Genomic DNA, 12053 nt, shown 5'->3' with positions numbered 1-12053 from the left:
AATTACGGCCGATGTCCCTGTAGCTCAGATGGATAGAGCGTTAAACATTTATCTGTCCAAATTGAGAAGGATAGGGCTGGGATTACATTATTAGCTCTAATAATTAACATCAAAGATTTATTAATTAGTACTAAAGTACAATACTTTTTAATAAAATTTAGTGTAAGTTCGAAAGAGTGATCTAATCACGCTATTTATTATGCCAAACTTGGCGTGAGCCTTGGACGGAAAATTACAGCTGTGCTTTTAAGTAAAGGTATCAGGGCTGGGTTGCATACTTTAAGGAGTTCACCGATGAATAAGATGATAGCTACGATAATCTTCTCATTATTTTCTTTTTCTGCTTTTGCCGCTACAGTCGACATTGATTTGAGTGGGGCTACCACTTCCACCCTTATTGATGCTGATGGAGCAAGTTTCTCACAAACTTTCACAGGTCAGACTGCATCTGGCTCAGCAATTTCAGGTTCCCCTATAGGGCCATTATCACTAACACCAAGTGGAACAATAAGAGTTGTCTCTTTTGATCCAGGTTGCACAGGTTGTGATTCTGGCAATTCACTTCTTACACCCTCAAGTTTTCAGGGCCCATTGTCGATTTTGTTTGATTTTAATGCCGACAGTTTTTCATGGGTGATGGGAAGCTCTGTTGCAGGATCCAATGTTGCTGCAGATTTATTTTCAAATAGTGGTAGTTTAATCAACACAGTACTAATCAGCATGCTGGAAGGGTACAACAAATACTCTATCTCAGGCTTGGGTGCTTTTGCAGGAATTACTTTTAGAGACAATAACGACCCAGCTGGAGTACGTTACATGGACATGTCTTACAATAGTGTTGTCGGAGTCTCTGAAGTTCCAATCCCTGCCGCCGCTTTCATGTTTGCACCGGCATTACTTGGACTCATGGGATTACGTCGAAGAGCAAAAAATAAAGTCGCTTAACTTTATTTCTTTCAGAAAGCCGTGATGATTAATTTCATCACGGCTTTTTTATTTGTATAACTGCCGTTCAACCGACGACTGGTTTGTTTCGAAGTGAAGCCGATCAGCTTGACTGATATAATTGCGGCCGATGTCCCTGTAGCTCAGATGGATAGAGCGTCCCCCTCCTAAGGGGAAGGCCACAGGTTCGACTCCTGTCAGGGACACCAATAATAATCAATAGATTATTTTTGACTGGAAATGAATAATAGCGGGATAGTCATTCGCATACTCCCCATCAACTTTTAGAACCTTCATTTTTTCTATAACAAATTTATCGATTTGTATTAGGTTTATCAGATTCAGAAAGTTGAGGTTGGGAAAGGAATAAATATCCCACTGGGTAATGGATACGGCGCAACTAAGAAAGTAATGACAATTCTTTACCAGTTGCCTTGTGAAAAATTATTTTTCAACAATGATTTTTGGTTGATGGCTTTCTGTTTCACTATCTGAAAGTCCTGCGGTCAGGATCCAGCGCATCGTGTCTTCATTCGACATTTCCAAAGACCGAACCTGATCTCGTGAAACGCAAATTGTATAGCCACCAACTTGATAGCTCATTGGCAGGTATATGGCGACCAGATTATTTTCCTGATCCTCCATGCCTAAAACATGGCTAACGTTATCCTTCACCAGAAAGCCAATCAGCTGAACCCCACCGATGGTGACAGCAACAGCATTGCTGAGACTTTCCTGCTGTTTCTCGCGAGAGAAAAAACGCGTGAAATCTCGTAATGCACCATGAATCGATTTCACCAGCGGAATGCGATCCAGGATGGATTCACCCATATCAAACAGTCGTTTGACCAGCCAGGCATTAACGGCAATTCCAATCACAAAAATCAACCCTATAGCCGCTAATAACCCAAGCCCTGGCCAATAAAAATCATAGGGTAAAATGGCAATCATTATCGGACGTAATGCACGCTCTGCTGTAACAGCCAACCAATAAATAAGATAAAGCGTCAGGGTGACGGGTAACGCTGTCGCCAAACCTTTTAAAAAAGTCTTCCAGACAAATTGCATAAAGCTGTTCCTATTCCAAACCGAATACGGTTATTCAGATGTATAAAGTTATATCGGCTTCGCTGGCAAATTCCAGAAAGGTGGCAGCGCCTCCATGACTGATTCCATCGATAAAATCTGAATTTTTAAAATCAAACAAATCGACAGTCATTTGGCAGGCAATTAATTCAACATCTGACTCCAGACAAATCTCACGTAATTCAGCAACACTGGCAACACCTTTCTTTTTCAATTTGCGTTGCATCATCCAGGTAGCAAAGGCTTCAAGCCCTGGAATAATTTGCACGATACTGGGGACCGGAACAGGCATGGGCATAGCAGGGTTGCCTAAAGGAGAGACTTTAAGAGACATATCTTTCTTAAGCAATTGCAAACCGTAAAAGGTAAAAAATATTTTGGCTTCAAACCCTAGCGCCGCTGCTGTGGAGGCCAGTAGAAATGGTGGATATGCACCATCTAAAGTACCTTTACTTGCAATTATGGCGAGTTTTTTGGCCATGCAGTCATGCCCCTTTTTCGATGATGAAATACAATTTTCCGTCGACTTCTTCACTACTGAGTAGCGGATTACCAGTCATTTTGCAGAAGGCCGGAATATCTTTTAGCGCGCCAGTATCGGTACATATGAGTCGCAATCGCTGAGAGGCTGACATTTCATTGAGCATCTTACGCGCTTTAAGCACTGGAAGTGGACAGTTTAAACCTGATGTATCAATTTCTGTATCAAAATCTGACATACTGATTTCCTTTAAAATATCCGTTCACATGATAAACGCAAGCGGCGTTTTTGTCTTTGCGGAACCGGTCTTAATGAGCCAAGGTCTATAGGCGTTATGAAATATCTTATCGCTACAGTTATATTTTTGATGAGCAATCAAGGCATTGCCCAGGCAAACCTGGATATTGCGTTGCCAGAAATGGGGGACAGTGCGGGTGCTCTGGTTTCGCCTGTGGAAGAATATCAGGTCGGCCAGTCTTTTTACTGGAGCCTGCAGCAATCAGTGACCCTGGTTGATGACCCGGAAGTGAATAGTTATATCAACTCACTTGGACATCGTCTGGTGACCAATAGTGATGATCCCGGTCGTTCTTTCACTTTTTTTGTGGTGCCTGACAATTCTGTTAACGCTTTTGCCGCGCCAGGCGGTTTTATTGGCATTCATACCGGACTGATGCTGACAAGTGAAGCAGAAAGTGAGCTGGCATCGGTCATGGCGCATGAGATAGCGCACGTTACCCAACGGCATATTCTGCGTAATTTCGAACGTTCTAAACGCATGAGTATTCCGATGACCGCTGCGATGATTGCTGCGGCTTTATTGGGGGTGGCTGACCCGAGTGCAGGTTCGGCTGCCATCATGGCGGTACAGGCTGGGAATGTGCAAATGCAACTGGATTACAGTCGGGCACATGAAGCTGAAGCCGATAATTTGGGCATGCAAACTCTGGTAAATGCAGGCTTTGACCCAAATGCGATGCCACGTTTTTTTGAGCGGTTGCAGATTGCAGGTCGCTTCTACGGTGGCGACCAGATTCCGGAATTTCTCAGAACTCACCCAATCACCGTGTCCCGTATTGCAGATGCCCGTGGACGTGCTGCCAATCTTGAACCACGGCCCCAGATAAGAGATACCAAAAAGTTTTATCTGATGCGTGAAAAAGTGCGTGTCATGACATCTGCAAATCTGCGTGAATTGATCAAAACCTATGAAGATAAGCTGAAAGAAAATACAACGGAAGATCAGTCTGTCACTCGATATGGTTATGCCCTGGCATTATTGAAAAATAGCAACTATACCCAGGCTCGTGATGAAATTAATGACTTAATCGATTTGGATGATAATCAGTTAAGCTATCATCTGGTGCTGGCGGATATCGAAATTGCGTTGGGAAGAATGGATGCAGCACTGGCAATTTATAATGATTTTCAGCGGGTTTATCCGGATGATTGGGCGCTTTCTATCAAGCAAGTTCAAGCCTTGTTGAGAGCCAATGAACCGCGTAAAGCGATTACTATTTTGCAACGTCAATTAGATGTCGGTGAATCTTCTGCGGATTTATACAGATTATTGGCCAAAGCTTATGGTGATATGGGACAGAAAAGTAAATCTCATGTCTGGCTGGCTGAGCATTATCATAGTTCTGGTCAGTTGATGCAGGCTGCAGATCAGCTCAGAATTGCAGCAGACTATGCCCGAGGAGATGAATTTGAACTCGCTAAAATCAGCTCACGTTTGAGACAAGTTGAAACGGATATCGCAATGATGGAAGAAATTCGATGAATGATAATTTAGATGAATATCGTCGAAAATTACTAAAGCAATCCATCTCTGCTTCAACGCTGGCTTTGGTAGCGGCTAGTGGTTTAATGGCTCCAAGAATTCTATTAGCACATTGGCCTCAGGATGCTTTCAATGCAGAAACATTGGAAGATGCGATATTAACGTTTCTGGGAGAGGCAGAAGAGGTTAATGAAGAAGCCATTCAATTCACGATTGGTTCTCCTCCTACCTATGCTGTGAATGGAGCCAGTGTTCCGGTTGAAATCAGCAGCAGTCTTGAAAATATTCAACGAGTGGCATTATTGGTGGAGAAAAACCCTTTTCCTCTGGCAATGGCCCTTGAACCCACTTCTGTAGTCAGCTTTCCCTTTAAAACAATGCTTAAAGTCGCCGAAGATTCGGAGATAATTGCCATGGTCAAGGCGGATGGTAAGCTTTACCGAACCAGTCGTTATGTGGAAATTGATATTGGTGGGTGTGCCTGATGACAACAAATTCCAGAGATAGAATACGGGCCAAATTGCTAGAGGGTAATACGCTAATCAGAATTTTACTGTCCCATCCAATGCATACAGGGCGGGGTAAAAACGAGCAGGAAGAGCTGATTCCGGCTGAATTCATTCAGGACATTCGCTGCTGGCGTAACCAGGAAGAAGTGTTAACGGTGAAATGTGGTACGGCAACTTCACGTAATCCTTACTTTGCCTTTCAACTCAAAGGAGGGGAAATCGGAGATACGATCAGTCTTCGCTGGGTGGATAATCTTGGTGGCAAGGGAACAACGGAAACCAAAGTGGTATGAGCCTGAAACTTCGCGCCAATTTATTTTTTGCCATCTTGCTACTATTATCCATGCTGGGCAGTGCCGTAATTCTTATAACCAACGCTAAACGTTCTGTTGAAGCAGAAGTTATCTCAACCATGGATGCAACAGCACACATTATCACCGTCACGCTGGCGGGCGGTACGCTTACTCGCAATACCAGTGTCAGTGAGCACATGCATGAATTAGTGCGTGCATTAAGTGAAATTCGCAGTCTGCATATTTTGTTGTTTGATCGCCAAGGACTGCTTTTTGAAGGCACACCGGAAAAAGAGTTGTCAGTCCAGCCTCCTGCCTGGTTTGTAAAGTTATTGTTCCCAGATCTCACGCCACTTTCCAAACGTTTTGGTACCGGCCATATGGTTATCTATCCTGCTCCCATGCAGGAAATCAGTGAACGCTGGCAGGATATTCGCGCCATTATGGCGCTGGGTATGATTATTTTTGTGGTGGTTGCCTTTTTCATTTATTGGGGTGTGGGCTGGGTAATCAGGCCATTACAACGATTGTTGGATGCATTGGCTGGGTTTGAGCGCGGTGATCTGCACATGCGATTACCCCGTTTTTCGCTGAAAGAAATGGATCAGATTAGCCAAAACTTTAATCGGGTCGGCGATGCTTTGGAACAAAGCACTAACGAAAATCGCCGCTTAGCGATGCTGGTGAAACAATCCGGTGATGCGATACTTTCCTTGGATCATGCCGGTTACATCACTTTTTGTAATGCTGCAGCCGAAAGGCTATTTGCTGATGTACCAAATTTATTGGGTGAATCATTGGCCTCCATGCCCTTTCAGCAAGATCGAAACAGTATTATTGCTGTTTTTAACGGCTTTCAATCAGTGGAAAACCTGGAAACGACACTTAAGCGGCGTGATGGTGAACAGCTTTCACTATTAATATCGACCGTACCATTAACCGAAAATGATGGTTGTGTCGCCGGTATGATTTGTACATTGCGTGATATTACGGAGCATAAACAGGCTGAAAAAGCCCGTGCCCAACTTTATGAAACTCGGCTATTAACCAAGCACATGGATCAGGTGCAGGAAGCTGAACGACGGCATTTAGCCCGTGAACTGCATGACGAACTGGGACAATGTTTGACGGCAATTAAAACCGATGCGGTATTAATTCGTAACCGCTCGGAAGAAACAGATAGGAAAATTTATCAAAGTGCCCAGGCAATTATAGATACCGCCAGTCATATATACGATGTGGTTCATAACATGATAACGCGTCTGCGGCCGAGTCCGTTGGATGATCTAGGGCTGGTGGCTACCTTGCAGGAGAGCATCAGCAAATGGCAACAGCGTCAGCCCGAGATTGCCTTTAATCTAATTACTGAAGGCCAGTTAAATGGCTTTGATGAAGCAACAAATATGACGGTGTTCCGTGTCGTGCAGGAAGCATTGACTAATGCCGTTCGGCACGCTGACGCAGAAAATATTATGGTGAAAGTCATACGCGATAAAACCGAAAATTCAGATCAGTTAAAGATTAATATTCGCGATGATGGAAAAGGCATGGTCGTCAATGATTTTCATTCTGACGTCGATTTTGGCTTGCTAGGCATGCGGGAAAGAGCGCAAAGTCTGGGAGGAAGTTTTGATTTGGAAAGTCAGTTAGGTGCAGGAGTCAACCTGACTATTACCATACCACTGGGGGTAAACGTTCACCATGAGTCTTAATAAAATAACGGTTTTATTGGTTGATGATCATGAATTGGTTCGCGCAGGTTTTCGTCGTTTACTTGAAGATGGTGACAAATTTGACGTAGTAGCTGAAGCGGGTTCCGGGGAACAGGCGGTTCAGGATTTTGCCAAATATCACCCGAATGTGGTGGTAATGGATATTTCCATGCCGGGCATTGGCGGTGTCGGTGCAATTGAACGGATTATTGCCCGTGAACCTTCAGCCAAAATTCTGGTGCTTAGCGTACATGAAGATAGTGTATTTACCACTCGTGCCATGCAGGCCGGTGCATTAGGATTTATCCCTAAACGCAGCGCGCCTGAAGCCATGTTAAAAGCTGTTGAAATGGTTTCTATGGGTAGAACCTGTATTGCTCCGGAAATTGCTCAACAACTGGCAATGCAAAAGTTAACCGGATCAGAAAATCCTCTGGATGTTCTCAGCCAGCGCGAGTTCGAGGTCTTTCGCCTATTAGCCGAAGGTAAGACTGTTAACGAAATTGCCGATATTTTGAATCTAAGCCCTAAAACAGTGGGAACTCACCACACCAATATTAAACAAAAACTCAATGTTTCAAACTCTGCCGAATTAGCCAGACTGGCTATTCGTAGTGGGTTGCTGGAAGCCTGACTGACCGCATTCATTAGACTTATTGCTCACCAATCTGCTGTCGATGAAATAGCGTCTGGATGCTTAATATATCAATTCAGACAGTGCGTTATGAGTTCTCTGTCACATCAATAATGAGTTTTAGGCTGCAGTTCGTTGCCCGCATACTATAATCTTATGGTCTGATGATCTTTCATAGCCTCCAGCAGTGATGGCTCTGAATGATCAACAGAATATTTTCTGTGGTTTTAACGAAGCATTATTATATGGACTTTAGCTTGTGAACCTGATTCTCCAGGTGAATCTCATCATTGTGATGGTATTTGTCATAATGTGCAGTATTGGTGTCAAAAGTACACTTGATGACCTTCGCCTGAGAGTTGACCATGAACTTGAAGTGTCCAATGAGGTTGCAAAATATGCAATAGATGCACAGCTTGCCCGTTTGGAAGCGGACTTATCACAGAAAAACATTCCAATCTCACAATGGACTTCACGGTTTCATTTGGAAGATCTCAAACAATTACAGCACGTCGATATTGAATTAATCGCAAGTGATGGCGAATTACTTGATTCAAACCACCCCCTCACCAGTAATTTACTAACCGGTTTACCTTTATGGCTGGAAAACAGCCTGAAAGATTATCTTGGGCATACTGAAATCATCACGACGCCGATTATGTTTGCTAAGCAGCATATCGGGGATATTGTTATTCGGCCTAATTTCAGTGCCGAATGGGATGATATTAGAACCTATATCAGGAAGTCATTAATGCCATTAATTCTGACTTTTTTGGTTGGAAGTATACTCATTGCAATAATTGCTTCGATAATCCTATTGCCTGTTTCAGAAATGTTGCCTAAGAAAAATAAACAGGCACAACCGTCACGAAGACCATTTGCTTTGCTTCGATTAAATCAATTATTGGCCGTTAATAAGCAACTGAAACTTTTAAAACAACGTTATCTGGATACCGATCAAAAAATTGATGTGTTGAATCAACAGTTAATCACAATTCAAGAAGCTGAACGAAAGCGGTTATCGGCTGAATTACATGATGAGATAGGCCAACATTTGACTGCTATCCAATTCGATTTAAATACGATTAAACACTCTGCTTCTCTGGATGAAGCAAAAAACAGTGCAGCAGCCATTGATTCCGTTCACCGTCGGATGACAACTATTGTTCGTTCGATGTTGCAACGTTTACGGCCACCGGAATTAACGGCTTTAGGGATACATGGTGCTATTTCAGAGTTATTTAATGATTGGGTGATTCGCCATCCACAGCATCATGCGAAACTCAGTATAGAAGGGAATTTCAATGAGCTTGATGAAACCCGGCAATTGACCATATATCGTATTGTTCAGGAATGTTTAACCAATATTAGTCGTCACGCCGGAGCTGAAAATGTTGAAGTAAAAGTCAGTTTAAGTTGCAATAACGATTTAATAGATATAAGTGTAAATGATAACGGAAACGGTTATCATCCGAATAGTTCGAATAAAGGTTATGGTTTAACTGGAATGCGAGAACGAGTAGAAGCGTTGTCAGGAAGTTTTCATATTACGTCAGCACATGGTGATGGATTTACGCTTTCTGCGACTTTTCCAACCCAAGGTAATGCTGAATGAAGAACGAGATCCGAGTTTTACTGGCAGATGATCACGAAGTAGTTAGGTCTGGCCTTGCAAGAATGCTTGAGCGTAATGATGATATGCACATTGTTGGTGAAGCAACCAGCGGTGAACAGGCCTATCAAATGTACACGGAACTTGATCCTGATATCCTTATTATGGATATGAGCATGCCGGGAATTGGTGGTTTGGAAGCGCTTAGACGTATTCTGGTGCGTTATACCAAAGCAAAAGTGATAATGTTTTCCATGCATGAAAACGTTACATTGGCGGTTCAGTCGATGAGTGCTGGAGCTGCAGCTTATTTAGCCAAATCGGGTGACTCTGAGGATATCGTTAAAGCAATTCGCCAGGTGATGGATGGGAAAAGTTACCTAAGTTCAGAAATGGCACAACGTATTGCGCTGCAAAGTGTTTCCGGTTCAGAAGACCCGATACAGCGTTTGACAGTAAGAGAATTTGAAGTATTCCGGTTACTGGCGGAGGGCCATGCATTGGAATATATTGCGGAAACGTTGAATTTAGGTCAGAAAACTGTCGCGAATTATCAAACGATGCTAAAACAGAAGCTCGGATTTCATTCATCTGTAGAGTTAGTGCGGCTTGCAATCAAGTATAACGTCATAAAAAGTCATTAAATTTTCAGTCCTCTACAGGCACTAAACTGAGGAATAATGGGAAGAACTTCCCTGTTCGGGAAAAAATCCCGATATCAGAGTGACTGCTTCCTAATGATTCTCAGGCAAAATCGGCATAAAGTCACAACCTCATGAAAGAACAGCGACGCTGACATCATGAACGATAAAAACTATAGAGGACAACTTTATGAAGCTGAAAACATTATCAATCGCAATGATGGGTTTAGTAGCACCAGGTCTGGTCGCTGCTGATGAACTCATCGATATGCAGAAAAATGCTAATAACTGGGTTATGCCAGCAGGTAACTATGCTAACCAACGTTACAGCGAACTGACTCAAATCACGAAAGACAACGTCAAAGATTTGAACATGGCTTGGTCTTTCTCAACAGGTGTTTTACGTGGCCACGAAGGTAATGCTTTGGTCATGGACGGCACTATGTACGTTCATACAGCGTTCCCAAACATCGTTTTCGCACTGGATTTGAACAACGATGGCGCCATCAAATGGAAATATGAGCCAAAACAAAACTACGATGAAACTGTACCAGTCATGTGCTGTGATACCGTTAACCGTGGTCTGTCTTATGGCGATGGCAAAATCTTCCTGAACCAAGCTGATACCACTCTGGTGGCATTGGACATGGAAACAGGTGAAGTTGTTTGGTCTGACAAACGTGACGATCCAAAAGTAGGTGCAACCAGCACAGCTGCTGCCCACGTTTTTGATGACAAAATCATTGTCGGTATTTCAGGCGGTGAATTTGGTGTTCGTGGTTACGTTCAAGCATATGACTTAGATGGTAACGTGCAGTACAAAGCGTACAGCACCGGTCCTGACGAAGAAATGTTAGTTGACCCAGAAAAAACCACTTCCATGCTGAAACCAGTTGGCAAAGATTCTTCTTTGAAAACTTGGCAGGGTGATCAATGGAAAATCGGTGGTGGTACTACTTGGGGTTGGTATTCATATGACCCTGACCTGAACATGTTCTATTACGGTAACGGTAACCCATCTACCTGGAACCCAGTACAACGTCCAGGCGATAACAAGTGGACAATGTCTCTTTGGGGTCGTGATTTAGACACCGGTATGGCGAAATGGGTTTACCAAATGACGCCTTACGATGAGTGGGATTATGACGGCGTTAACGAAGTTATCCTGGCTGACCAAAAAGTTAATGGCAAAATGCGTAAAACTGCCGTTCACTTTGACCGTAACGGTTTTGGTTACACCATGGATCGCGTCACAGGTGAATTGCTGGTTGCACAAAAATATGACCCAGCGGTTAACTGGTCAAACGGCGTTAACCTGAAAACCGGTCTGCATGATCGTGTAGCGAAATACTCAACTGCACGTAACGGTGAAGACGTTAACACCACTGGTATCTGCCCAGCAGCTTTGGGTTCAAAAGATCAACAGCCAGCGGCTTATTCACCACGTACCGGTCTGTTCTATGTCCCAACCAACCATGTTTGCATGGACTACGAACCATTCGAAGTTGAATACGTAGCCGGTCAGCCATACGTTGGTGCGACATTGAGCATGTACCCACCAGAAGGTGATACACACTTGGGTAACTTCATTGCCTGGGATGCTCGTGAAGGTAAAATCGTCTGGTCAAACCCAGAGCGCTTCTCAGTCTGGTCAGGTGCTTTGGCAACTGCCTCTGATGTTGTGTTCTACGGAACGCTGGAAGGTTACCTGAAAGCAGTTGATGCCCAATCAGGTCGTGAACTGTGGAGATTCAAAACTCCATCAGGCATTATCGGTAACGTTAATACCTACAAACACAACAACAAACAGTATATTTCTATCCTGTCTGGTGTAGGTGGTTGGGCTGGTATCGGTATGGCTATCCCAAGTTTGGAAAATGATTCAGACGGTCTGGGCGCAGTTGGTGCTTACAAAGCACTGTCTAGCTGGACTAACCTGGGTGGTGTTCTGAGCGTATTTAGCCTGTAATACAGCTAGCAAAAGTCTATAGTTAATAAATAGACAGTTAAGTAAAATTAAGAACCCGGCATCGTTGATGTCGGGTTTTTTTTTGCCTGAAACAAAGTTATCTTACTTTAAAAATCTAAAGTCACTTCCATCAAACAAAATCAGGCTATTTTTCCTGGCACCCATTCAGGAAAATCCTGAACCCCAAGGCGTCAATTGCTGACGCTACTTATTCCACATCACCGTAACATTCACCTACCGTGTGAATAGTTCAGACGGTTTTACTTACAATTAATAGAGAGGAAATTATTATGTGGACTAAACCAGAATATTCAGACATGCGTTTCGGTTTTGAAGTAACCATGTATATCTGCAACCGTTAAGATTTAACGACCAGATATGTGTCCGG

Annotated in this window: 13 protein-coding genes, 1 tRNA gene and 1 riboswitch; of the genes, 11 read left to right on the top strand and 3 right to left on the bottom strand. The window is 43.3% G+C overall.

Annotated elements, in window-relative coordinates:
* Positions 1–191: 191 nt before the first annotated feature.
* Positions 192–278: riboswitch (cyclic di-GMP riboswitch) on the top strand.
* A gap of 16 nt (positions 279–294) precedes the next feature.
* Positions 295–945, top strand: coding sequence for a hypothetical protein (locus AC08OG_RS13260; RefSeq protein ID WP_482929716.1), 651 nt, complete (start codon positions 295–297; stop codon positions 943–945).
* 132 nt (positions 946–1077) lie between these two features.
* Positions 1078–1154, top strand: a tRNA-Arg gene (locus AC08OG_RS13255).
* Between the two features lie 235 nt (positions 1155–1389).
* Here the strand turns inward: AC08OG_RS13255 and AC08OG_RS13250 are convergent.
* The 3 genes from AC08OG_RS13250 to AC08OG_RS13240 are packed head-to-tail and all read right to left on the bottom strand — an operon-like array spanning position 1390 to position 2750.
* Positions 1390–2013 carry a DUF502 domain-containing protein gene (locus tag AC08OG_RS13250; RefSeq protein ID WP_292356356.1) on the bottom strand — a complete coding sequence of 208 codons (624 nt, stop codon included), beginning with the start codon at positions 2011–2013 and terminating at the stop codon, positions 1390–1392.
* Positions 2014–2047: 34 nt separating this feature from the next.
* Positions 2048–2512, bottom strand: a complete 465-nt coding sequence (gene dsrE2, locus AC08OG_RS13245) for a sulfur carrier protein DsrE2 (RefSeq protein ID WP_292356354.1) — start codon at positions 2510–2512, stop codon at positions 2048–2050.
* A 4-nt stretch (positions 2513–2516) separates the two neighbouring features.
* Complete coding sequence (locus AC08OG_RS13240) at positions 2517–2750, bottom strand: sulfurtransferase TusA family protein (protein ID WP_318989422.1); 234 nt, start codon at positions 2748–2750, stop codon at positions 2517–2519.
* 96 nt (positions 2751–2846) lie between these two features.
* On the opposite strand from AC08OG_RS13240, the gene AC08OG_RS13235 reads away from it, so the two are divergent.
* From AC08OG_RS13235 to pqqA, 9 genes are all read left to right on the top strand, one after another.
* On the top strand, positions 2847–4295 hold the full coding sequence (locus tag AC08OG_RS13235; protein ID WP_292356352.1) for a beta-barrel assembly-enhancing protease: 1449 nt from the start codon (positions 2847–2849) through the stop codon (positions 4293–4295).
* Entirely contained in the window at positions 4292–4780 is a 489-nt protein-coding gene (locus AC08OG_RS13230; protein WP_482929715.1) for a thiosulfate oxidation carrier protein SoxY, read from the top strand. The genes AC08OG_RS13235 and AC08OG_RS13230 overlap by 4 nt, the downstream gene beginning before the upstream one ends.
* A complete protein-coding gene (gene soxZ / locus AC08OG_RS13225) occupies positions 4780–5097 on the top strand; it encodes a thiosulfate oxidation carrier complex protein SoxZ (protein ID WP_292356348.1) in 318 nt (105 codons plus the stop codon). The genes AC08OG_RS13230 and soxZ overlap by 1 nt, the downstream gene beginning before the upstream one ends.
* A complete protein-coding gene (locus AC08OG_RS13220; RefSeq protein ID WP_292401112.1) occupies positions 5094–6809 on the top strand; it encodes a histidine kinase in 1716 nt (571 codons plus the stop codon). Before soxZ ends, AC08OG_RS13220 begins: the two co-directional genes overlap by 4 nt.
* The gene (locus AC08OG_RS13215; RefSeq protein WP_292356344.1) at positions 6799–7443 is read left to right on the top strand and encodes a response regulator; all 645 of its coding nucleotides are present in this window, start codon (positions 6799–6801) and stop codon (positions 7441–7443) included. The genes AC08OG_RS13220 and AC08OG_RS13215 overlap by 11 nt, the downstream gene beginning before the upstream one ends.
* Positions 7444–7702: 259 nt before the next feature.
* Complete coding sequence (locus AC08OG_RS13210) at positions 7703–9058, top strand: sensor histidine kinase (protein WP_292356342.1); 1356 nt, start codon at positions 7703–7705, stop codon at positions 9056–9058.
* Positions 9055–9699, top strand: a complete 645-nt coding sequence (locus AC08OG_RS13205) for a response regulator (RefSeq protein ID WP_292356340.1) — start codon at positions 9055–9057, stop codon at positions 9697–9699. Before AC08OG_RS13210 ends, AC08OG_RS13205 begins: the two co-directional genes overlap by 4 nt.
* A gap of 187 nt (positions 9700–9886) precedes the next feature.
* On the top strand, positions 9887–11665 hold the full coding sequence (locus AC08OG_RS13200; protein WP_339640203.1) for a methanol/ethanol family PQQ-dependent dehydrogenase: 1779 nt from the start codon (positions 9887–9889) through the stop codon (positions 11663–11665).
* A gap of 290 nt (positions 11666–11955) precedes the next feature.
* Positions 11956–12027, top strand: a complete 72-nt coding sequence (pqqA, locus tag AC08OG_RS13195; RefSeq protein ID WP_081443609.1) for a pyrroloquinoline quinone precursor peptide PqqA — start codon at positions 11956–11958, stop codon at positions 12025–12027.
* Positions 12028–12053 lie beyond the last annotated feature (26 nt).

Source organism: Methylophaga sp. F7 (assembly GCF_056863975.1).
This window is presented reverse-complemented; position numbering and strand designations above follow the sequence as displayed.